Annotated in this window: 19 protein-coding genes; 10 read left to right on the top strand and 9 right to left on the bottom strand. The window is 69.0% G+C overall.

Going from position 1 to position 21,189, the window contains the following annotated elements; genetic code table 11:
* Positions 1-5: 5 nt before the first annotated feature.
* Positions 6-224, top strand: a complete 219-nt coding sequence (locus AOZ53_RS10485) for a DUF2783 domain-containing protein (protein ID WP_054428962.1) — start codon at positions 6-8, stop codon at positions 222-224.
* On the opposite strand, the gene AOZ53_RS10480 is transcribed toward AOZ53_RS10485, so the two are convergent.
* Positions 190-1,107 carry a LysR family transcriptional regulator gene (locus AOZ53_RS10480; protein WP_054428963.1) on the bottom strand — a complete coding sequence of 306 codons (918 nt, stop codon included), beginning with the start codon at positions 1,105-1,107 and terminating at the stop codon, positions 190-192. The two genes, AOZ53_RS10485 and AOZ53_RS10480, sit on opposite strands and share 35 nt — an antisense overlap.
* A 165-nt stretch (positions 1,108-1,272) precedes the next feature.
* On the opposite strand from AOZ53_RS10480, the gene hmgA reads away from it, so the two are divergent.
* Positions 1,273-2,571: a homogentisate 1,2-dioxygenase gene (gene hmgA, locus AOZ53_RS10475; RefSeq protein WP_054428964.1), complete on the top strand. Its 1,299-nt coding sequence runs from the start codon at positions 1,273-1,275 to the stop codon at positions 2,569-2,571.
* Between the two features lie 118 nt (positions 2,572-2,689).
* Positions 2,690-4,009: a fumarylacetoacetase gene (gene fahA / locus AOZ53_RS10470; protein ID WP_054487748.1), complete on the top strand. Its 1,320-nt coding sequence runs from the start codon at positions 2,690-2,692 to the stop codon at positions 4,007-4,009.
* 10 nt (positions 4,010-4,019) lie between these two features.
* Here fahA and AOZ53_RS10465 read toward each other — a convergent pair whose 3' ends face one another.
* The 3 genes from AOZ53_RS10465 to AOZ53_RS10455 all read right to left on the bottom strand — a co-directional run bounded on the left by AOZ53_RS10465 (position 4,020) and on the right by AOZ53_RS10455 (position 8,003).
* Positions 4,020-4,934, bottom strand: coding sequence for an acyltransferase (locus tag AOZ53_RS10465; protein WP_054429258.1), 915 nt, complete (start codon positions 4,932-4,934; stop codon positions 4,020-4,022).
* A gap of 179 nt (positions 4,935-5,113) precedes the next feature.
* Entirely contained in the window at positions 5,114-7,009 is a 1,896-nt protein-coding gene (locus AOZ53_RS10460) for an LTA synthase family protein (protein WP_054487746.1), read from the bottom strand.
* Between the two features lie 265 nt (positions 7,010-7,274).
* Complete coding sequence (locus tag AOZ53_RS10455; protein ID WP_054428967.1) at positions 7,275-8,003, bottom strand: FadR/GntR family transcriptional regulator; 729 nt, start codon at positions 8,001-8,003, stop codon at positions 7,275-7,277.
* 129 nt (positions 8,004-8,132) lie between these two features.
* On the opposite strand from AOZ53_RS10455, the gene AOZ53_RS10450 reads away from it, so the two are divergent.
* From AOZ53_RS10450 to AOZ53_RS10430, 5 genes are all read left to right on the top strand, one after another.
* On the top strand, positions 8,133-8,972 hold the full coding sequence (locus tag AOZ53_RS10450; RefSeq protein WP_054487744.1) for an NAD-dependent epimerase/dehydratase family protein: 840 nt from the start codon (positions 8,133-8,135) through the stop codon (positions 8,970-8,972).
* A 17-nt stretch (positions 8,973-8,989) separates the two neighbouring features.
* The gene (locus AOZ53_RS10445; protein WP_054428969.1) at positions 8,990-9,871 is read left to right on the top strand and encodes an SMP-30/gluconolactonase/LRE family protein; all 882 of its coding nucleotides are present in this window, start codon (positions 8,990-8,992) and stop codon (positions 9,869-9,871) included.
* 120 nt (positions 9,872-9,991) lie between these two features.
* Complete coding sequence (locus AOZ53_RS10440) at positions 9,992-10,969, top strand: TRAP transporter substrate-binding protein (RefSeq protein ID WP_054428970.1); 978 nt, start codon at positions 9,992-9,994, stop codon at positions 10,967-10,969.
* Between the two features lie 9 nt (positions 10,970-10,978).
* A complete protein-coding gene (locus AOZ53_RS10435) occupies positions 10,979-11,542 on the top strand; it encodes a TRAP transporter small permease (RefSeq protein ID WP_082380458.1) in 564 nt (187 codons plus the stop codon).
* Positions 11,533-12,816, top strand: coding sequence for a TRAP transporter large permease (locus AOZ53_RS10430; RefSeq protein WP_006391382.1), 1,284 nt, complete (start codon positions 11,533-11,535; stop codon positions 12,814-12,816). Before AOZ53_RS10435 ends, AOZ53_RS10430 begins: the two co-directional genes overlap by 10 nt.
* Here AOZ53_RS10430 and AOZ53_RS10425 read toward each other — a convergent pair.
* The 5 genes from AOZ53_RS10425 to AOZ53_RS10405 all read right to left on the bottom strand — a co-directional run bounded on the left by AOZ53_RS10425 (position 12,768) and on the right by AOZ53_RS10405 (position 17,885).
* Positions 12,768-13,559, bottom strand: a complete 792-nt coding sequence (locus AOZ53_RS10425) for a phosphatase PAP2 family protein (RefSeq protein WP_054487743.1) — start codon at positions 13,557-13,559, stop codon at positions 12,768-12,770. The two genes, AOZ53_RS10430 and AOZ53_RS10425, sit on opposite strands and share 49 nt — an antisense overlap.
* A gap of 117 nt (positions 13,560-13,676) precedes the next feature.
* On the bottom strand, positions 13,677-15,005 hold the full coding sequence (locus tag AOZ53_RS10420; RefSeq protein ID WP_054487741.1) for a sensor histidine kinase: 1,329 nt from the start codon (positions 15,003-15,005) through the stop codon (positions 13,677-13,679).
* Entirely contained in the window at positions 15,002-15,715 is a 714-nt protein-coding gene (locus AOZ53_RS10415; protein ID WP_054429260.1) for a response regulator transcription factor, read from the bottom strand. Before AOZ53_RS10415 ends, AOZ53_RS10420 begins: the two co-directional genes overlap by 4 nt.
* Before the next feature lie 40 nt (positions 15,716-15,755).
* Positions 15,756-17,171, bottom strand: a complete 1,416-nt coding sequence (locus tag AOZ53_RS10410; RefSeq protein ID WP_054428973.1) for an FAD-binding oxidoreductase — start codon at positions 17,169-17,171, stop codon at positions 15,756-15,758.
* A gap of 84 nt (positions 17,172-17,255) precedes the next feature.
* Positions 17,256-17,885 (bottom strand): BPTD_3102 family carboxylase-like protein, encoded by a 630-nt coding sequence (locus AOZ53_RS10405; protein WP_054487738.1) that lies wholly within the window; start codon positions 17,883-17,885, stop codon positions 17,256-17,258.
* 322 nt (positions 17,886-18,207) lie between these two features.
* Between AOZ53_RS10405 and AOZ53_RS10400 the strand changes: the two genes are divergently transcribed.
* Both AOZ53_RS10400 and pgi read left to right on the top strand, forming a co-directional pair.
* The gene (locus AOZ53_RS10400) at positions 18,208-19,599 is read left to right on the top strand and encodes a phosphomannomutase/phosphoglucomutase (protein WP_006391388.1); all 1,392 of its coding nucleotides are present in this window, start codon (positions 18,208-18,210) and stop codon (positions 19,597-19,599) included.
* A 12-nt stretch (positions 19,600-19,611) separates the two neighbouring features.
* Positions 19,612-21,177: a glucose-6-phosphate isomerase gene (gene pgi, locus AOZ53_RS10395; protein WP_054487737.1), complete on the top strand. Its 1,566-nt coding sequence runs from the start codon at positions 19,612-19,614 to the stop codon at positions 21,175-21,177.
* The last annotated feature ends 12 nt before the right edge of the window (positions 21,178-21,189 follow it).

Raw genomic sequence — 21,189 nt, 5'->3', positions numbered from 1 at the left:
TATCCATGCTGAACACCGAAACCAACCTGGCCGCGCCGGACGACTTCTACGAAGCGCTGATCGACGCCCATCGCGACCTGAGCAACGAGCAGAGCCAGGAGATGAACGCGGCGCTGATCCTGCTGCTGGCCAACCATCTGGGGGACATGGCGGTGCTGCGCGAGGCGCTGGCGCAGGCCCGCGCGTCGGTCACGCCGGCGGCGAACCCACCGCAAACGCATTGACGATCAGGGCGCGCAGCCACTGGTTGCCGCCATCACGGTCGTAGCGGCGCTGCCAGTACATATTGGTCTGCAGCGCCGGCACCTTGACCGGCGGCGTCATGTAGCGCAGGCCGAAGGGCGGCGCGGCGCTGGCCGCCAGTTTCTCGGGCACCGTGGCCAGCAGATCGGTGGCGCTGACGATGTACGGCACCGCCGAGAAATGCGGCACGCTGAAATGCTCGGCCAGCATCACCCCGGCCCGTTCCATCGACTGGACCACCTGGCCGTAGGGCGCGGCGCGCGACACGATCAGGTGGCGCTCGGCGCGGAACGCCTTCAGCCCCATGCCGGCATGGGCGGTGGGATGCGCCTGGCGGAACAGCGTGGCGTAGCCCTGCCGGAACAGCATGCGCTGCAAGGTGCCCGCCCCCATCTCGTCGAACGCGCCGATGGCCAGGTCGATCCGGCCCGCCTCCATCTCGCGCGACAGGTCTGGCCCCTGTACCCGCACCGAATCGATGCGCACCTGCGGCGCGACCTGCACGCAGACTTCCATCAGCCGCGGCATGAAATGGATCTCGCCGACGTCGGTCATCGCCACGCGGAAACGCCGCGTGCTGGCGGTGGCGTCGAACGCATCCTGATCCTGCAGGGCCTGCGACAGCATCGCCAGCGCCTCGCTCACCGGGCCGGCCAGGCGCTGCGCGCGCGGCGTCGGCAGCATGCCTTGCGCGGTGCGCACGAACAGCTCGTCGCCGAAGGCCAGCCGCAGCCGGCGCAGGGCATTGCTGACCGCCGGCTGCGACAGGTCCAGCCGCCGCGCCACGGCGGACAGGTTGCGGTCCTCCAGCAGGTGCTGGAACAGGATCAGCAGGTTCAGGTCGACGTCGCGCAAGTCCGCCATCAGGCACCCCTACTATTCACAAAATTTATAGTTGCTATTTTTGCATTCCCGTAGCCGTAGCGGGGGATTTTTCCGACAATGACGTATCGACGCCGGACGGCCCTATCCGGCGCGCCACGACCAAGACCGCGCGGCCACGCATCGCGCGCCACCCAGGAGGATTCCATGGAACTGCAATACCAGACCGGCTTCGGCAACGACTGTGCCACCGAAGCCCTGCCCGGCGCGCTGCCGCTGGGCCGCAATTCGCCGCAGCAATGCCCCTACGGCCTGTACGCCGAACAGCTGTCCGGCACCGCCTTCACCGCGCCGCGCAGCGAGAACCGCCGTTCGTGGCTGTATCGGATCCGCCCGGGCGCCCAGCACCTGCCGTTCGAGCCGTTCGGCGGCGCCGCCGGCTGGGAAAGCGCGTTCGGCCACGGCCCGGTCACGCCCAACCAGCTGCGCTGGAGCCCCCTGCCCATCCCCGCCACGCCCACCGACTTCGTCGAGGGCGTGAAGACCTGGGGCGGCAACGGCGGCCCCGATGAACAGGGCGGCGTCGGCATCCACCTGTATGCCGCCAACCGCTCGATGCAGGGCCGCTATTTCTACAACGCCGACGGCGAGCTGCTGCTGGTGCCGCAGCAGGGCCGCCTGCGCCTGGCCACCGAACTGGGCCTGATCGACCTGGAGCCGCTGGAGATCGCCGTGATCCCGCGCGGCGTGCGCTTCAGCGTGCAACTGCTGGACGGCACCGCCCGCGGCTATATGCTGGAGAACTTCGGCGCCGCGCTGCGCCTGCCCGAACTGGGCCCGATCGGCTCGAACTGCCTGGCCAACGCCCGCGACTTCAAGACGCCGGTGGCCTGGTACGAAGACGTGGAAGGCGATTTCGAACTGATCGCCAAGTTCACCGGCGGCTTCTGGCGCGCCGCGATCGGCCACTCGCCGCTGGACGTGGTGGCCTGGCACGGCACGCACGCGCCGTACAAGTACGACCTGCGCCACTTCAACACCATCGGCTCGATCAGCTACGACCATCCGGACCCGTCGATCTTCACGGTGCTGACCGCGCCGTCCGACACCCCGGGCACGGCCAACATGGACTTCGCCATCTTCCCGCCGCGCATCCTGGCGATGGAAAACACCTTCCGTCCGCCCTGGTTCCACCGCAACGTCGCCAGCGAATTCATGGGCCTGATCCAGGGCGTGTACGACGCCAAGGCCGACGGCTTCGCCCCCGGCGGCGCCAGCCTGCACAACTGCATGAGCGGCCACGGCCCCGACGCCGAGACCTTCGAGAAGGCCTCGCACGCCGACACCAGCCACGCGCACTACATCCGCGAGACCATGGCCTTCATGTTCGAGACGCGGCGCGTGATCCGCCCGACGGCGCAGGCGCTGGCCTCGGTAGAATTGCAGGGCGACTATTACCGGTGCTGGCAGGGCCTGAAGAAGCACTTCGATCCCCGCAAGGCGTGACCGGCGTTTCCGCCGTCACGCCCGCCCACGGCGATGCGCGCAAGCGCATCGCCGTTTGGCTTTGGATTTTCCCGGCGCCCGCCGGCCCCTTACAAACACTGAACGAGACATTCCCGCCATGACCACTCCCATCAACGAAACCCACGACCCGTCCCTGAAGAGCTGGGTCGCCAGCGCCAACACCGGCGCGTCGGACTTCCCGGTGCAGAACCTGCCCTACGCCGCGTTCCGCCGCAAGGGCTCGCAGGAATCGTTCCGGCCCGGCGTGGCCATCGGCGACCAGATCGTCGACCTGGCCGCGCTGGCCGCGGCCAAGCCGTTCGAGGGCGCCGCCGCCGAGGCGCTGGCCGCCTGCCAGGGCGACAGCCTGAACGCGCTGATGGCCCTGGGCCAGGCCCACTGGAGCGCGCTGCGCCTGGCGCTGTCGCGCGCGCTGCGCGAAGGCGCCGCGCTGCGCGCCACGGTCGAGCCGCTGCTGGTGGCCCAGGCCGACGCCGAATACACCACGCCCGCCCGCATCGGCGACTACACCGACTTCTACATCTCGGTGCACCACGCCACCGCCGTGGGCAAGCAGTTCCGCCCCGACAATCCCCTGCTGCCGAACTACAAGTGGGTGCCGATCGGCTACCACGGCCGCGCCTCCAGCATCGGCGTGGACCAGAAGTTCGCCCGCCCGGTCGGCCAGACGCGTCCCGCCAATGAGGGCGAGGCGCCGCAATTCGGCCCGTGCGTACGGCTGGACTACGAACTGGAACTGGGCATTTTCGTCGGCACCGGCAACGCGCAGGGCGACCGCATCGCGCTGGCGGACGCCGACGCCCACGTGTTCGGCCTGTGCATCCTGAACGACTGGTCGGCGCGCGACATCCAGGCCTGGGAATACCAGCCGCTGGGCCCGTTCCTGGCGAAGAACTTCGCCTCGACCATTTCGCCGTGGATCGTCACGCTGGAAGCGCTGGAGCCGTTCCGCACGCAATGGAACCGCGGCCCGTCCGAGCCGCAGCCGCTGCCGTACCTGGCCTCCGACGCCAACCGTGCCAAGGGCGCCTACGACGTGCGGATGGAAGTGCTGCTGACGACCGAACAGTCGCGCGCCGGCAAGCAGGCGCCGGCCCGCCTGTCGGGCAGCAACTTCCGCGATGCGTACTGGAACGTGGCGCAGCTGATCACGCACCACACGGTGAACGGCTGCAACCTGCAGCCGGGTGACATGCTCGGCACCGGCACGCTGTCGGGCCCGCAGCCGTCGGAAGCCGGCTCGCTGCTGGAACTGAACCACGGCGGCAAGAACCCGATCGAACTGCCCTGGGGCGAGAAGCGCACCTTCCTGCAGGATGGCGACCAGGTCATCATGCGCGCCGAGTGCGTCAAGGCCGGCTACCCGCGCATCGGCTTCGGCGAATGCTCGGGCACGGTGCTGCCGGCGCGGGTCTGAGCGTCGCCTGTCACGATCGGGGCTTGGCGGCCGCATCGGCCGTCAACGCCTCGATCTCGTCGTCCTTGGCCTGCCACTGCTGGCCCAGCCAGTGGTGGAATTCGGTGCGGAAGGCCTTGTCGCGGCTGTAGTCACCTTCGCAGAAAGCCGGCGGCACCGGCACGTGATGCATGCGCACCCGCACCTCGCCCATGCGGCCGCAGGCCATGTCCCAGAAGCTGGGCACGCCCGCCGGATAGGCGATGGTGACATCGATCATCGAACGAAAGCGCGTGCCCATCGCGTTCAGCGACACCGCCAGCCCGCCCGCCTTGGGCTTGAGCAGGTGGCGGTACGGCGAACCCTGCGCGTCACGCTTGGCCGGGGTGAAGCGCGTGCCCTCGGCAAACACCATCACACTGGTCGGCACCAATGAGAACTTCTGGCAGGCGCGGCGCGCGGTTTCCTGGTCCTCGCGTCCCAGGGCCGGATTGCGGCGCAGCGCGGCCTTGCCATGGCGTTTCATGAACGGGAAATCCAGCGCCCACCACGCCAGCCCGATCACCGGCACGTAGATCAGCTGCTGCTTGAGGAAGAACTTCAGCAGCGGGATGCGACGGTTCAGCGAGCCTTGCAGCACGAAGATATCGACCCAGGACTGGTGGTTGCAGTTGACCAGGTACCAGTCGGCGTAGCGCAAGCCGGTATTGCCGCGCACGTCCCAGGGCGCGCGCTGGATGCGCGTGAACCAGGCGGTATTGACGCTGATCCAGGCCGTGGCGATGCCATTGAGGATCGGATCGATGCGGCGCCGGGCGGCGGCGAAGGGCAACGCCAGCTTCAGCAGCGCCATGGGGAACAGCAGCAGGCACCAGAACAGCGTGCTGACGCCGATCATGAGCGTGCTGAACACGCCGGTCAGCCAGGCCAGGCGGCCGCGCGGCACCGGCCAGCCGCGCCAGCGCGCGGCCGGGACGGACGCGGGCGCGTCGGTTGCATCAGGGGCGGGAGGCCGGACCGTGCCGGCGAGCGGATCGGGAAAAGTCATGAGCGCGAGTGTGCGAGGGCTGGCTTCGGGCCGGTTTGAGCGGGATCAAACCAGCCCCAGCCCCGGACGGGGTGAAGTCAAGGCAGGCGGTATTTTTCTTCGCGGTAGACCCAGCTGGCCCACAGCGCGTGCGCCAGCGCCTCCTTGCTCAAGGCTTCGTCCACCGGTTCGACCGGCTCGTAGGTCTCGTCCTGCCCGACCGGCGCGGCGCGGTAGCGGAATTCGCGCGGCGCCTTGGACGGCTCCAGCACCAGCAGCTTGTCGCCTTGCAGGTAGCCGAAATTGTCGGCGTACTGCATCAGCGCGCGGTTGGGATCGCGTTGCGTCAGGTCCGCGCCCAGCATCGGGTTGACATTGTCCAGCCCGATCAGCGACAGCAGCGTGGGCGCCATGTCGATCTGGCTCACGATGCGTTCATCCTGGCGCGGCGCGATGCCCGCGCCCAGGATCAGGGCCGGGATCTGGAAGTGCCGCACCGGCACCGGAATCGAGCCGTACACGCGGGAATCGTGATCGGCGATCACCAGGAAAACGGTGTTGTCCCAGTACGGCGCCTTGCGCGCCTTGTCGAAGAACTGGCCCAGCGCCCAATCGGCATAGCGCACCGTGTTGTCGACGCTGGCCGGATCGCCCACCGGCTGGATGCGGCCCGCCGGATACTCCCACGGCGAATGGTTGCTGACCGAGAACGCCAGCGTGAACACCGGCTTGTCGCCGTCGGCGCGCAGCAGGCGGTCGACCTGGGTGAACATGTCTTCGTCGGACGCGCCCCACGAGCCTTCGAACACCGGGTTCTCGAACTTCGGACGATCCACCACCTCGTTGAAACCGTTGCCCAGGAAGAAGGCGCGCATGTTGTCGAAGTGCGACTCGCCGCCATACACGAAGCGCGAGTGGTAGCCATGCTTGCCCAGCACCTGCGCCAGCGTGAAGAAACCGGTCTGCGAGCGCGGCAGCTTCACCACCGCGTCGGCCACGCTGGGCAGGAAGCCCGCCGTGACTGCCTCGATGCCGCGCACCGAGCGCGTGCCGGTGGCGTAGGCGCGGTGGAACATCCAGCCCTCCTTGCCAAGCCGGTCGATATTGGGCATGAGGTCCTTGCCGCCCAGGCTGCCGACATACTGCGCGCCCAGGCTTTCCTGCAGGATGATCACCAGGTTGAGCGGCTTGTCGCGCCGCACCGTGGCCTGCTGCTCGTGCAGGCTGGGGTAGCGCGCATCCAGCGGCGCGCCTGTCAGGCCCGCCTTGTCGCGCACGATGGCGTTCATCTCATCAACCGGCATCTTCGGATACATCGCGGCCGACGAGCGCTCATCGCGCATGCGGTAGGCGGCGTCGAACACGCTGTAGAGCGAATTGAGCGCCAGCGAATTGACCATGGCGTCCGAGCTGAACGCGACCTTGGCCGGGTTGATGGGGCGATGCTCCAGCGTGCCGCGCGCGCCCAGCACCACCAGCGCCAGGATCACCAGCGACGCCAGCGGCCGCTTCCACCACGCCAGGAACGGATCGCGCACCCGCACCGGGAACAGCTTGACCGCCAGCCACGCGGCCACCAGCAACACCACCAGGGCGGCCAGCAGCACGCCCTTGTAGCCCTGCCACAACATCGAGCCGACTTCCTTCGGGTTGAGCAGGTAGATGAAATACAGGCGGTTCGGGCGCGTGTCGTATTCCGCGATGAACTGCGGCGTGGAGACTTCCAGCAGCACGTACAGCATCCACCAGACGCGGAACCACCAGGCGGTGACGCGCGCGGCCCACGGCCGATGCCCCAGCCACGGCGAGAACACCGCCGGCAGCGCGATCACCATGGACAGCAGGCAGACGTCGATGCGCAGGCCGCCGAACAGCACCGGCCACAGCCCGCCGGCCGCCTCGACCCGGTCCCACATCCACAACGACAGGCCCAGCCGGCTCAGCGTCAGCAGAACCAGCACGGACACGATGAAACGGAGCGTCAGGCGGCGCATGCGGCGGCCCTCCCCGGACGAATGAAATCCGTTGATGCGCCGCGCTTACCTTGCCCGCGATTACCCAGCCAAACCATGCCTGCCGTCCGGTGATTGAAAACGGCCAAGGTTAACGCGGATTGACGCGCCGCAGCGCCGGCGGCGGCGCGGCGCGAGGCCCCTATCAGACGAATGACACCCCTGTCATGTTGTACGACATCCGATTTCGACGCCAAAGCGCAACGCGAGGCGCCCGGCTACCGCCGCGCGCGCTCGCGGATCGGCGTCATTGCGCGCGGCGCAGGCGTTCGCGGCTGTTGCTCAGGTGGGTGCGCATCGCGGCGCGCGCGCCTTCGGCATCCTGGCGCAGGATCGCGCTGTAGATGTCCTCGTGCTCCAGGTTGACGCGGGCCAGGTAGGCGGCGCGGTCTTCGTGGGCGAACTTGGCGGAATTGATGCGGGTGCGGGGAATGATGGCCGAGCCCAGGTGCGACATCAGGTCGGCGAAATACCGGTTGTCGGTGGACTGCGACACCAGCAGGTGAAACTGGAAATCGGGCGTGATGGTGTCGCCGCCGCTGTCCAGCGCGCTCTTGAAAGCGTCCAGCGCCCGGCGCATCTCGGCCAATTGGGTCTCGCTGCGGCGCACCGCGGCCAGGCCGGCGGCCTCGCTTTCCAGGCAGATGCGCAGTTCCAGCAGCACCAGCACGTCGCGCACCGTGGCGATATCGGCCGGATCGACGCGGAAATCGCCGCCGCCGCTGGGCTCGAGCGCGTAGGTGCCGACGCCGTGGTGGGTTTCGACCAGGCCCGAGGCCTGCAGCCGCGACAGGGCTTCGCGCACCACGGTGCGGCTGACGCCGAACTGCCGCATGATCTCGGATTCGGTGGGCAGCTTGTCGCCGGGGCGGATGTCGCCGCCGCGGATGCGTTCGGAGATGCTCTCGACCAGGCCCTGGGCCAGGTTCCGAGGACGACGCTGCGGCAAGACGGGGGTATCGACAGGAGCGTTCATCAGGGATTATCCGAGAGCGGTTGCGTGGCGCTTGACTGCAAAATTTCGGGCTTATTATACTTTGGACAGGTTGTACGATAACGTACCAGGTAAGTCCACTCCACCGCGCCATCCACCGAGCGTTGCGCCATGAGCCTAACCGTCGACCGCATGCCTGCCTCCCCCCGCTGTCATCGCCTGTTATTGACCGGCGCGGCCGGCAACCTGGGCCGGGTCCTGCGCCCGCGGCTGAAAGCCCATGCCGACGTGTTGCGGGTCTCCGACGTCGCGGCCATGGCGCCCGCCGCGGCCGGCGAGGAAGTCGTGCCGTGCAACCTGGCCGATCCCGCCGCCGTCTCCGAGCTGGTGCGCGGCGCCGACGCCATTGTGCACCTGGGCGGTGTTTCCGTGGAGCGTTCTTTCGAAGAAATCCTGCCGGCCAACATCCAGGGCGTCTATCACGTCTACGAAGCGGCGCGCATCCACGGCGTGCGGCGCGTGGTGTTCGCCAGCTCCAACCACGTCATCGGCTTCTACGAGCAGGGCGCGCAACTCGATGCCGACGTGCCGTTGCGGCCCGACGGCTACTACGGCCTGAGCAAGGCCTACGGCGAAAACCTGTCGCGTTTTTACTACGACCGCTACGGCATCGAGACGGTCTGCCTGCGCATCGGCTCGTCGTTTCCCGAGCCCAGGGACCGCCGCATGATGGTGACCTGGCTCAGCTACGACGATCTGACCGACCTGGTGGTCCGCTCGCTGTTCACGCCCAACGTCGGCCACCTGATCGCCTATGGCGCCTCGGCCAACCGCGACAGCTGGTGGGACAACCACGGCGCCGCCGCGCTCGGCTTCGCCCCCAGGGACTCCTCCGAGATATTCCGCGCGCAGGTCGAGGCGCAGCCGCCGCTGGCGGCCGACGACCCCGCCGCGCGCTACCAGGGCGGCGCGTTCGTCAAGGCCGGCCCGTTCCCCTTTCCTCCGCGCTGATACGCCACTTCCCCGCCATGGCGACCTCTGCCGAACGCATCGGAACCCTGCTCTGCGGCGTGGGCGAAAGCCCCGTGTGGCGCGCCGCCGACCAGGCCTTCCACTGGACCGACATCCCCGGCCGCGCGCTGTGGCGCTGGACGCCCGCCAGCGACCGGCTCGATCACTGGACGCTGCCGCAGATGGCCGGCTGCCTCGCCCCGCGCGGCGACGGCTGGCTGCTGGCGATGGAGGACGGCCTGTACGCCTGCGGGCCGCTCGTGGCCGGCCAACCCTGCCAGCCGCGGCCGCTGGCGCCGGTGCGCCATGGCGCGCCCGGCATGCGCTTCAATGACGGCCGCTGCGACCGCCAGGGCCGCTTCCTGGCCGGCACCATGGTCATGGACATGGGCCTGGCCCGCAACGCCGGCAAACTGTATCGCCATGCGCCCGGCCAGCCGCTGGAAGCGATCGTCGACGACCTGATCGTGCCCAACGGCCTGGCCTTCAGCCCCGACGGCAGGACCATGTACCTGTCCGACTCGCACCCGTCGCGGCAGGTGGTCTGGGCCTTCGACTACGACATCGACAGCGGCCTGCCGCGCAACCGCCGCGTCTTCATCCCTAAACTGCCGGCCGGCCGGCCCGACGGCGCCGCCGTCGACGCCGACGGCGGCTACTGGATCTGCGGCAACGAGGCCGGCCGCATCTACCGCTATACGCCTGACGGCCGCCTCGACCGCAGCCTGGACGTGCCGGCCGCCCGCGTCGCCATGTGCGCCTTCGGCGGGCCGGACCTGGACCTGCTGCTGGTCACGTCCATCCGCCCCGCGGACGCCGCCCCCGATTCCGCCGCCGGCGCCGTCTTTGCCCTGCGCCCCGGCGCGCGGGGCCTGGAGGAAACCGCAAGCGCCGGTTAGCACCCGACCGCGGCGCCCCAGGCGCCCACGCACGAGTAGTGAGCAGGTCCGTACACATCGAAGAGCTTCGGGGCCGCAATGGCCCTCAACGAAACGCCGTACTCCCAACCGGAGGTAGACATGTTGCGCCCGACCCTGACCCGCGCCATCCTGGCCGCGGCCGCTTTGCTGACGCTGATTCCCGCCACCCATGCCGCCGAGCTGCGCTCCGCGGACATCCATCCCGACGATTACCCCACCGTGCAAGCCGTGCGCCAGTTCGGCGAACTGGTCAAGCAGCGCACCAACGGCCGCATCACCGTCAAGGTGTACGCCGGCGGCGCGCTCGGCAATGAAGACGACTCGATCGAGCAGGTGAAGATGGGCGCGCTGGCCATGGCGCGCGTGTCCAGCGCGGCCATGCACAACATCTGCCAGACCACCCGCGTGCCGTCGCTGCCATTCCTGTTCCGCTCCAAGGATCATCTGCACAAGGTGCTCGACAGCGAACTCGGCGAACAGATCCTGAAGTCCTGCGAGTCGGCCGGCTTCGTCGGCCTGGCCTGGTATGACAGCGGCTCGCGCTCGATGTACACGCGCAACAAGCCGATCAAGACGCTAGCCGACGCCAAGGGCCTGAAGATCCGCGTGCAGCAGTCGGATCTGTCGGTGGCGATGGTGGAAGCCATGGGTGGCAACGCCACGCCGATGCCGATGGGTGAGGTCTACACCTCGCTCAAGACCGGCCTGGTCGACGCCGCCGAGAACAACTATCCGAGCTACGAGAGCGCGCACCACTACGAGGTCGCCAAGTACTACGCGCTGACCGACCACACCATGACGCCCGAGATGCTGATCTTCTCGAAGCGCCAATGGGACAAGCTGTCGGCCGAGGACCAGAAGATCCTGCGCGAAGCCGCGCGCGAGTCGGTGCCCTACATGCGCAAGCTGTGGGACGAGCGCGAGCAGAAGTCGCGCGCGGTGGTCGAGAAGGCCGGCTCGCAGATCGTCGAGGTCGACAAGGCCTCGTTCCAGTCGGCGATGAAACCGGTGTACGACCGCTTCGTCACCACGCCCGACATGAAAGACCTGGTCGCCAAGATCCAGGCCGTCCAATAAGGAATCCGCATGTTGGCTACCTCCACCCATGACCCGGATGTCGCGGCGGGGGGCCGGGCGCATGCCCCGGCTGCCCCGCTGGACGCCTATTCCCGCGGCTGCGCCCGGCTGGCGCGCCTGTGCATGTGGACCAGCGTGTTCGGGCTGGTCTGCCTGATCGTCGCGGTCACCCTGCAGATCTTCGGCCGCCACGTGCTGAACAGCACCCCCACCTGGGCCGAAAGCCTGGCGCTGTTGCTGGTGCTGTACGTCACCATGCTGGGCGCCGCCGTCGGCGTGCGCGACGCCGGCCACATCGGCTTCGAGTCGCTGGTCGACGCATTGCCGGCGGCCGGCCAGCGGCGCCTGAAGATCTTCATCCACCTGCTGGTGCTGCTGTTCGGCGCGCTGATGGCGTGGAACTGCGCCCTGCTGGCCGAATCCGTGTGGGCCTACAAGATCCCCAACCTGGGCATCTCCAACGGCTGGAAGTACGTGCCCGCGGCCCTCTCCGGCGTCCTGATCGCGCTGTTCTCGATCGAGCACATCATCGCCCTGTTGCGCAACCAAAAGGTGGTACCGGCATGGCGCTGACCCTCCTCTCCTTCACCTTCATGGGCTTCCTGGTGATCGGCGTGCCGGTGGCGTTCGCCATCGGGCTGTCGTCCATCACCGCGATCATGTACGAGGACCTGCCGCTGGCGGTGGCCTTCCAGCAGATGACCTCGGGCATGAATGCGTTTTCGTTCCTGGCCATCCCGTTCTTCATCTTCACCGGCGAGCTGATGCTGTACGGCGGCATCGCCGACCGCATCGTCGCCTTCGCCAAGTCGCTGGTGGGCCACGTGCGCGGCGGCCTGGGCATGTCCAACGTGGTGGCCTGCACGCTGTTCGGCGGCGTGTCGGGTTCGCCGGTGGCGGATGTGTCGGCGATGGGCTCGGTGATGATCCCGATGATGAAGCGCGAGGGCTATCACGCCGACTACGCGGTCAACGTCACCACCCACGCGGCGCTGGTGGGCGCGCTGATGCCGACCAGCCACAACATCATCATCTACACGCTGGCGGCGGGCGGCAAGGTGTCGATCGCGGCGCTGATCGCGGCCGGCGTGGTGCCGGCGCTGATCCTGACGCTGTGCAACCTGGCGGCGGCGTATTTCGTGGCGCGCAGCCGCGGCTATCCGGCGGGCACGTTTCCCGGCTGGCACATCGTGGCGCGCTCGCTGGTGGCCGCGACGCCCGGGCTGTTCGTGGTGGTGCTGATCATCGTGGGCATCCTGAGCGGGGTCTTCACCGCCACGGAATCGGCCGCGGTGGCCGTGCTGTACGCGCTGGCGCTGACGGTCTTCGTGTATCGCTCGCTGACCTGGGACCAGTTCGTGCGCGCCGCCAGCAAGGCGGTCAAGACGACCGGCGTGGTGCTGCTGCTGATCGGCATCTCGGCCACCTTCGGCTACCTGATCAGCTTCTACGGCGTGGCGGAAAAGACCGGCGAGCTGATGGCATCGGTGTCCACCAGCCCGTGGGCGATCTTCCTGATGGTCAACGTGATCCTGTTCGTGCTGGGCACGTTCCTGGACATGGCCGCGACCATCCTGATCTGCACCCCGATCTTCCTGCCGATCTGCATGCAGTACGGCATGGGGCCGGTGCAATTCGGCATGGTGATGCTGCTGAACTGCGCGCTGGGGCTGAACACGCCGCCGGTGGGCACCACGCAGTTCGTGGGGTGCGCCATCGGCGGGGTCTCGGTCGGCACGGTGATGCGGACCATCTGGCCGTTCTACGGCGCCTTGCTGGCGGCGCTGGCGCTGGTCACCTACGTGCCGGCGTTCTCGCTGTGGCTGCCGGGCGTGCTGCTGAATTGAACGCCGGGCATGCGGGCCGGACCGCGCGACGCGGCCGGGCCCCGCAGCACCGGCCAGAAGAACAGCGCGGCCAGCAGCCACATCAGGGCCGCCGACCACAGCGTCTGGCTCAGGAAATGCGCGCCCTGCAGCACGCGCACGATCGAGAACCCGACGCCCGCGGCGATGCCCACGGCCAGGCCCCACCAGCGCCATCCGGGCCGCTGCGCGGCCCAGCCGGCGAAATACAGGGTCAACATCGAGTAACCGGCGCCGGCGTGACCGCTCGGCAGCGCCCCGCCCGCCTTGGCGCGATCCCAGGTCCACCACGACAGCGGATACGGGGTGTATCCGCCCAGCGTCTCCAGGTCAAAGGGGCGTGGCAGGGTGGTGTGGTGCTTGAGCTGCGTGACGGCCAGCTGCCCCACGATACAGGTCGCCGCCACCGCCAGCGCGGCGCCGCGCAGGTGGCGCCACGCGGGAATGCGGTAGCTGGCCGCGGCCACGCCGATCGCGCCCAGCGCCATGCCGATGGGCAGGGCCAGCACCATGCGATGGCCGACCAGTTCGAGCCAGCGGTTGGTGTGCAGGGGGAAGTCGTCCAGCGGCACGCTGAACAGGGCGCGGGCGATGGCCAGGTCCAGGCCGGAGACGTTGACCCACCATGCCAGGCACGCCAGCATCAGCGTCACCCCGAGGACATGCGTGGAAAAGTAGAAAGCGGGCGTCGGCCGCACGGCCGCTGGCGGAGAAAAGGGTGACATGTAGCGCGAGGGGCGATGGCGATCGGCCGGAGCAAACAGCTTAGGCGGCCGACAGTCGAAAATTCGTCAAATTCGGCCTGGCCGGGACAGGGGCGGCTCACCCCCCTTGCGGTCGCCCTACGCCGCGCCCCCCGCCGCGTCCAGGCGCAAGGTGAAACGGGTGCCGCGCTGCGGCCCCTCGCGCGACGAATCCACCGTCAGCGTCCAGCCCTGCATGTCGCAGACCCGCTTGGCGATGGCCAGGCCCAGGCCGCGCGCGGTTTCATCGCGTCCGGCCATCCCCGAATCCCGCAACCGGCCGCTGTAGTAACGGCGGAACAGGAACGGCAGGTCGTCCGCCGCGATGCCCTTGCCGTCGTCGCTCAGCTGCAGCGCGCCGTCGGCGCCCAGGCTGGCCGTGAGCGTGGCTGGCGCCGCGTGCTCGACGGCGTTGCGCACCAGGTTGCGCAGGACGGTCAGCAAGGCATAGCGGTCGAGGATGCGGATGTGGTCCGCCGGGATGACATTGTCGAAACGCAGTTCGGCCATGCCGGCCTGGGTTTCGTAACCGCGCCAGGCGTCCAGCATGCATTCGGACAGGTCGACCGGCTCGGGCGGACGCATCTGGTCGCGGGCCATGGCGCGGGCGCTTTCCAGGCAGACGATGACGTCGTCGACGTTGTCGATCACCCGCGTCAGCCGCTGGCGCTGGTCGGGCGTCAGTTCCTGGGTCAGCAGCATCAGCTCGCTGTCGGATCGGATCGCGGCCAGGGGCGTGCGCACCTCGTGGCTGAGGTTGCCGGCGAACTCGCGTTCGCGCGCGATCGAGCGGTCGACCTGGTTCTGCACCCGGTTGAAGGCTTCGATCAGCCGGCCCGCCTCGTCGTCGCGGGTCACGGCCAGGTCCGGCGCGCCGGGGGCCCAGGTGGACAGGCGGTCGGTCAACTCCAACAGCGGCCCCACGGCCACTGCCGCCACCCGTCGCGACAGGGCGTAGGCCCCGACCACGCAGATCGCGCCGCCCCCCAGCACGATCAGGCCGAAATCGTGCACCCGCTCTTCGTTGTCGGTGGCGTCGTAAAGCAGGTAGACCTTGCCCGTGCCGGTGTCGGCCACCATCACGTGCCAGGTGTAGGCGCCGGGCTCGATCAGGTGCAGGCCGTTGTCGAGCCCGCGGATTTCCTCCGGCATGCCGACCGGGGCCTGGCCGTCGACACTGAGCCAGGCGCGCATGGAGCCGCCCAGTTCGCGGGCGCCACGGCGCGGCAGGAACTGGTCGCTGGTGCGGGCGTGCTGCACCAGGCGGTCCATTTCGGTATTGAGGATGTCGTTGACCAGATCGTCTTCCATCTGGTCGAACGTCAGGTAGGCGAGCAGGGCCAGCGCCGTCACGAACAGCGCCACGGTGCCGGTCAGCGCCCACACCACCCGTTGCGTCAGGGTCCCGCTGCCCGCGATCCGGCTCATGCGCTGCGCTCCCCCGTCACCAGGCGCCAGCCGGTGCCGTGCATGGTCTCGATGCCGTCGAAACCGGCATCCGCCAGGGCGCGGCGCAGCAGGTGCACCTGGCTGCGCAGGGCGTCGGACGACGGCGGCTCGCTGCCCCACAACTGCGATTCCAGCTCCTCGCGCGACACCACCCGGCCCGGATCGCGCAGCAGCGCTTCGAGGATGATGATGGCCTTGCGCGTCAGGTGCACCGGCTTGCCGCCGATCGACACCATGCGGCTGCGGGTGTCATAGGACAGCTCGCCGAACACCCGCACCGTGTCCACGGTCGAGCCCTTGGCGCGCTGGATCAGCGCCAGCAGGCGCGCCTCGACCTCGAGCAGCGCGAAGGGCTTGGTCAGGTAGTCGTCGGCGCCATGGGAGAAACCGGCCAGCTTGTCTTCGAGACTGTCGCGGGCCGTCAGGACCAGCACCGGCAGCGGCAGGCGCCGGTCCGCGCGCACCGTGTGCAAGACCGCATTGCCGTCCATGCCGGGCAGGCCGATGTCCAGGATCATCGCGTCGAACCGCTGTTCTTCCAGGCGCTTGAGCGCGGCCGGGCCGCTGTAGGCCACGTCCGGCAGGAAACCGCGCGCTTCCAGGAAGGTGTACAGATTGCCGGCGATGGTGTGATCGTCCTCGACGATCAGGATCCGGTGATTCGCACCCGCTGCGGGACTGGCCGCCATGTTCTCGTTCCCCATGGAAAGAAGGTTGTGTACGCCCCGCTCAGGCTTGCAGCACCTTGCCGGGATTCATCAGGCCTTGCGGGTCCAGCGCGCGCTTGATGCGGCGCATCAGGGCCAGCTCGACCGGACTCTTGTAGCGCGGCAGCTCGTCGCGCTTGAGCTGGCCGACGCCGTGTTCCGCGCTGATGGAGCCGGCATGCGCATGCACGCTGTCATGCACCACGCCGTAGATGTCGCTTTGCAGCGCCAGCAGCTCGGCCTCGGTCTGGCCCGGCGCGTTGGCGACGTTGTAGTGCAGGTTGCCATCGCCCAGGTGGCCGAAGATCACATGGCGCACGCCGGGAAAGCGCGCCTGCAGCAGGCCATTGGTCTGGTGCACGAAGCCGGCGATGGCCGAGATCGGGATCGAGACGTCGTGCTTGACCGACTTGCCCAGCTCGGCCTCGGCCAGCGGAATGCTCTCGCGCAGGTGCCACAACGCCTTGCTCTGCGCCACGTTGGCGGCGATGGCGGCGTCGTTCACCAGGCCGGCCTCGATGGCCTCGCCCAGCACCGTCTCGAAGCGCTCGCGCGCATGCGCCTCGCTTTCGCTGTCGGACAGCTCCAGCAGCGCGAACCACGGCGAGGCGGCGGACGCGCCCTCGAACGGCAGGCGCTGCTGCGGGAACAGGCGCACCACAGCCTGCAGGCAGTCGCCGCTCATCAGCTCGAAGCCGGTCAGCGCGGCGCCGAAGCCGGCGCGGGCCCGCGACAGCAGCTCGACCGCGTTGTCGATGCTGTCCAGCGTCAACAGCGCGGTGCAGGACGCGACCGGCCGCGGGAACAGCTTGAGCGTGGCCGCGGTGATGATGCCCAGCGTGCCTTCGCTGCCGATGTAGAGATCGCGCAGGTCGTAGCCGGTGTTGTCCTTGCGCAGGCCGCGCAGGCCGTTCCAGATCTCGCCCTCGGCGGTGACCACTTCCAGGCCCAGGGCCAGGTCGCGCGTGTTGCCGTAGCGCAGCACCTGGGTGCCGCCGGCGTTGGTGGCGAGATTGCCGCCGATGGTGCAGCTGCCCTCGGCCGCCAGGCTCAGCGGAAACAGCCGGCCGGCGTCGGCGGCGGCCTGCTGCACGGCCTGCAGGATGCAGCCGGCTTCCACGGTGATGGTGTCGTTGTCGGTATCGAGCGCGCGCACCCGGTTCAGGCGCGCGGTCGACAGCACCACGGCGCTGCCCGAGCCGTCGGGCGTGGCGCCGCCGCACAGGCCGGTATTGCCGCCTTGCGGCACCACCGGCACGCCATGGCGCGCGCACAGCTTGATGGCGTCGGCCACTTGCTGCGTGGACCCGGGGCGGACCACCGCCAGCGCCTCGCCGCGATAGCGGCGGCGCCAGTCCAGCGCGAAAGGTTCGGCATCGGCGCCGGTCAGCACATGGGACTCGCCCAGGAGGGACTGCAATTCGCTCAGCAAGGTCATAGGCGCCGCACGGAAAGATCGCGCCGGGCCGCGCCCGGGCGCTGTTCAAGGGTAGTGCGGACTATTGTAGAGGCTGAACCGGCCCTAGCCGACCGCCTGGTCCAGGCGCGTGCCCGTCAGGCCCGTGCAATAGGCGCGCGAGGCGATGCGGTTCAGCAGGAAGGCCCGGTCCACGCCGGCGGGGCCGGGCAGTTCGGACAGGGCGCGATAGGCGCGCCGCAGCGCTTCGCCGCGGGTGGCGCCGCACACCAGCAGGTGGGTGCACGGCATGTGGCGATCGGCGCAACCGTCGATGCGCACTTCCAGCGCATGGGCCGCAACCGGCTCGAAATCGGCCACGGCGGCGCCCGAACGCGGCTGCGCCTCGGCGCGGATCACGCGGAACACGCCGCTGCGGTCATCCAGCGAAAAGGCCACCGTGCCCATGCCCTGCCAGGCGCGATCCCGCGCCACGCTGGCGGCAACCCCGCGCAAGGCGCTTTCGACCGAGGCCGGCAGATGCGGCGCCGGGCATTCGGCGATCAGCACGCGGGCGTCGCGCCAGACGCAGCGCTCCCAGGCGCGGCCCGTCGCCAGCTCGCCCTCGGGCGATACGAATACATGAATGTCGAGCCGGCGTTCCCGCCCGGCCGACGGCCCGGCGAAGTCCGTGGGCGGCCCGCGCCTGCGCCTGGCGCCGCCTGATGACGTGACTGTGGATACTTTGGCTCCCATGGCCCCCTCCGGTCTTTCTGGTCTTTCCGCTTGCATGACAAGCGTATCACCTTCGGATGACCAGCAAGTTCCATGCCACCGCCCGCCAAGACAGGAAGGGTCCGCTTCCGTTGCGCCGACGCACCGGAACAAGGCGAAAAGGGATTCCTTTGCGCACCAGATCAGGGCGGCACACGGCCGCCCGATGGAGGATAATTCAACTCCGCCCCCTGGCCGGCATGCGCCGGCATCCGGGTTTACCAGCAGGCTGCCGGCATCCCGGGCGGTCCTGCCACGGCAAGCCGTAGCAAACAATAAGCGTAGCAAACAATAAGGATCCGACGTGGCCGACAACGCGCAATTCCCCTCTTCCGTCTTCAAGGCGTATGACATCCGCGGCACCGTCCCGGATCTGATCGACGCGCGCTTCGCCCGCTCGCTGGGCGCGGCGCTGGCCGCGGTCGCGCGTGACCAGGGCGTGCAGACGCTGGTGGTGGGCCGCGACGGCCGCCTGAGCAGCGAGATGCTGTCGCAGGCGCTGCAGGAAGGCATGCTGGAAGGCGGCGTCGATACCCTGGATATCGGACAGGTTCCCACGCCGCTGGTGTATTTCGCCACCCACATCATGCAGACCGGCTCCGGCGTGGCCATCACCGGCAGCCACAACCCGCCCAAGTACAACGGCTTCAAGATGATGATGGGCGGCCGCGCCCTGTATGGCGAGGACGTGCAGGCCCTGGCGCGCCGCATGAACGGCGCCCCGGACGCGCCCGCCGCCCGCACCGGCGTGCGCCGCGAGCTGGACCTGGTGGCCGCGTACATCGCGCGGGTCGCCTCGGGCGTGAAGCTCGCCCGCCCCATGAAGATCGCGATCGACTGCGGCAACGGCGTCGCCGGCGCCATCGCCCCCAAGCTGTTCCGCGCCCTGGGCTGCGAGGTCACCGAACTGTTCTGCGAGGTGGACGGCACCTTTCCCAACCACCACCCGGACCCGGCCGAGCCGAAGAACCTGCAGGACCTGATCCATTGCCTGGCCACCACCGACTGCGAACTCGGCCTGGCCTTCGACGGCGACGGCGACCGCCTCGGCGTGGTGACCAAGTCCGGCCAGATCATCTGGCCGGACCGCCAGCTGGTGCTGTTCGCGCGCGACGTGCTGGAACGCAATCCCGGCGCCACCATCATCTACGACGTCAAGTGCAGCCGCCATGTCGGGCTGTCGGTGCAGGCCGCGGGCGGCGAACCCTTGATGTGGAAAACCGGCCACTCGCTGGTCAAGGCCAAGCTGGCCGAAACCGGCGCGCCGCTGGCCGGCGAGATGAGCGGCCATATTTTCTTCAAGGAACGCTGGTATGGTTTCGACGACGGGCTCTACACCGGCGCCCGCCTGCTGGAAATCGTCTCGCGCCATGCCGACGCCGGCGCGCCGCTGGAGGCCTTGCCGCAGGACGTATCGACTCCGGAACTGAAACTGGAAATGGAAGAAGGCCAGCCTTTCACGCTGGTGCAGGCGCTGCAGGAACAGGGCCAGTTCCCCGGCGCGGTGCGCGTGGTCACCATCGACGGCGTGCGCGCCGAGTATCCCGACGGCTTCGGCCTGGCGCGTCCGTCCAACACCACGCCGGTCGTGGTGCTGCGCTTCGAGGCGCAGACCGCCGAGGCGCTGGCCCGCATCCAGGGTGACTTCCGGCGCGAACTGGCTAAACTGGCGCCCGACGCCTCCCTGCCCTTCTAAAAACAAAAAGACATGTCCCTGCTCAACAGCCCAGCCTGGAACCGCTTCGCCACCGCCGCACGCAACGCCGACCGGCGCGGCGAGCAACTGCGGCTGATCAATGCCCCCGGGCTGCGCCTGGACCTGACCGCGCAGGCGCATTCGCCGGCATTGCAGGAAGCCGCCGCCGCGCTGCTGGAGCAGCAAGGCTTCGAGGCCGCCCGCGCGCAACTGTTCGACGGCGGCAACGCCAACTGGACGGAACAGCGCCCGGCCTGGCATACCGCGCTGCGCGCGCCCCAGCCCCCGGCCCAGGTGGCCGCGGCCGTGCTGGCCGAGCGCGAACGCGTGCGCCAGTTCGTGCGCGAGGCCGATGCCGCCAAGCGCTACCGCTGCGTGCTGCACCTGGGCATCGGCGGCAGCGACTGGGGGCCGCGCCTGGTCAACCGGGCGCTGCGCTACGGCGGCATCCATCGCGAAGTCCACTTCGCCTCGAACGTCGATTCGCACTCGGTGGCCGATGCCATGGTGCGCCTCGATCCGCACGAGACGCTGGTGATCGTGGCGTCCAAATCGTTCACCACCACCGAACCGCTGGCCAATGCCGAGGTCGCTATGAACTGGCTGCGCGATGCCGGCGTGGCGGACCCGATCAAGCAGGTGGTGGCGGTCACCGCCAACGTCGAGGCCGCGCTCAACCTGGGCATCTCGCCGGACCACATCTTCCAGATCTGGGACTGGGTCGGCGGCCGGTATTCGCTCTGGTCGGCCATCGGCCTGCCGGTCGCGCTGGCGCTGGGCAACGACACCTTCGACCAGCTGCTGGCCGGCGCCGCCGCCATGGACGAGCACTTCCACCATGCGCCGCTGGCCGAGAACGCGCCGCTGCAACTGGCCCTGGCCGGCGTCGTCAACCGTAGCGTGCTGGGGTTCGACTCGCTGGTCATCACGCCGTACGATTCGCGCCTCTTCCACGTGGTGCCCTGGGCGCAGCAGCTCGAAATGGAATCGCTGGGCAAGGTGGCCACGGCGGACGGCAGCCCGACCGGCGTGCCGACCGGCCCGGCCGTCTGGGGCATGCCGGGCACCGACTGCCAGCACACCTTCTTCCAGTGGCTGCACCAGGATGCCGCGGGCGCGCCCGTCGACTTCATCCTGTGCGAGCAGCCCGACCACGCCTATGCGCGTCACCATGAACTGCTGATCGCCAATTGCCTGGCCCAGCGCGCCGCCCTGCTGCGCGGCAAATCGTTCGAGGAAGCGCTGGCCGAGACCTCGCAGGTCGAGGCCGATCCGGCGCGCGCGCGCCTGCTGGCCCAGCACAAGGTGCATCCGGGCGGCCGGCCGTCCTCGCTGATCGTGCTGCCGCACCTGGAGGCCTACACCCTGGGCGCGTTGCTGGCGCTGTACGAGCACAAGGTGTTCGCGCAGGGCGTGATCTGGGGCATCAACCCGTTCGACCAGTGGGGCGTGGAATTCGGCAAGGCGCTGGCCAAGAACATCATCCGCGAACTGGATGCGCCATCCCAGCAGGTCGCGCCGCAGGACCCTTCCACCCGCTTCTGGATCGACGCCATCGCGCGACGCCACCAGGACTAGGCCCCGGCCAAA

This window comes from Achromobacter sp. 2789STDY5608621 (genome assembly GCF_001299375.1).
Taxonomy (GTDB): Bacteria; Pseudomonadota; Gammaproteobacteria; order Burkholderiales; family Burkholderiaceae_B; genus Achromobacter; species Achromobacter insuavis.
This window is presented reverse-complemented; position numbering and strand designations above follow the sequence as displayed.

Bases quoted from the DNA above. Each gene is read 5' to 3' on its own strand.
- AOZ53_RS10415 (WP_054429260.1), bottom strand. From the start codon at position 15,715: ATGGCGGCCAGTCCCGCAGCGGGTGCGAATCACCGGATCCTGATCGTC.
- AOZ53_RS10480 (WP_054428963.1), bottom strand. From the start codon at position 1,107: ATGGCGGACTTGCGCGACGTCGACCTGAACCTGCTGATCCTGTTCCAG.
- AOZ53_RS10410 (WP_054428973.1), bottom strand. From the start codon at position 17,171: ATGACCTTGCTGAGCGAATTGCAGTCCCTCCTGGGCGAGTCCCATGTG.
- AOZ53_RS10430 (WP_006391382.1), top strand. From the start codon at position 11,533: ATGGCGCTGACCCTCCTCTCCTTCACCTTCATGGGCTTCCTGGTGATC.
- AOZ53_RS10445 (WP_054428969.1), top strand. From the start codon at position 8,990: ATGGCGACCTCTGCCGAACGCATCGGAACCCTGCTCTGCGGCGTGGGC.
- AOZ53_RS10420 (WP_054487741.1), bottom strand. From the start codon at position 15,005: ATGAGCCGGATCGCGGGCAGCGGGACCCTGACGCAACGGGTGGTGTGG.
- AOZ53_RS10460 (WP_054487746.1), bottom strand. From the start codon at position 7,009: ATGCGCCGCCTGACGCTCCGTTTCATCGTGTCCGTGCTGGTTCTGCTG.
- AOZ53_RS10405 (WP_054487738.1), bottom strand. From the start codon at position 17,885: ATGGGAGCCAAAGTATCCACAGTCACGTCATCAGGCGGCGCCAGGCGC.
- AOZ53_RS10485 (WP_054428962.1), top strand. From the start codon at position 6: ATGCTGAACACCGAAACCAACCTGGCCGCGCCGGACGACTTCTACGAA.
- hmgA (WP_054428964.1), top strand. From the start codon at position 1,273: ATGGAACTGCAATACCAGACCGGCTTCGGCAACGACTGTGCCACCGAA.
- AOZ53_RS10440 (WP_054428970.1), top strand. From the start codon at position 9,992: ATGTTGCGCCCGACCCTGACCCGCGCCATCCTGGCCGCGGCCGCTTTG.
- AOZ53_RS10435 (WP_082380458.1), top strand. From the start codon at position 10,979: ATGTTGGCTACCTCCACCCATGACCCGGATGTCGCGGCGGGGGGCCGG.
- AOZ53_RS10450 (WP_054487744.1), top strand. From the start codon at position 8,133: ATGAGCCTAACCGTCGACCGCATGCCTGCCTCCCCCCGCTGTCATCGC.
- AOZ53_RS10425 (WP_054487743.1), bottom strand. From the start codon at position 13,559: ATGTCACCCTTTTCTCCGCCAGCGGCCGTGCGGCCGACGCCCGCTTTC.
- fahA (WP_054487748.1), top strand. From the start codon at position 2,690: ATGACCACTCCCATCAACGAAACCCACGACCCGTCCCTGAAGAGCTGG.
- AOZ53_RS10455 (WP_054428967.1), bottom strand. From the start codon at position 8,003: ATGAACGCTCCTGTCGATACCCCCGTCTTGCCGCAGCGTCGTCCTCGG.
- pgi (WP_054487737.1), top strand. From the start codon at position 19,612: ATGTCCCTGCTCAACAGCCCAGCCTGGAACCGCTTCGCCACCGCCGCA.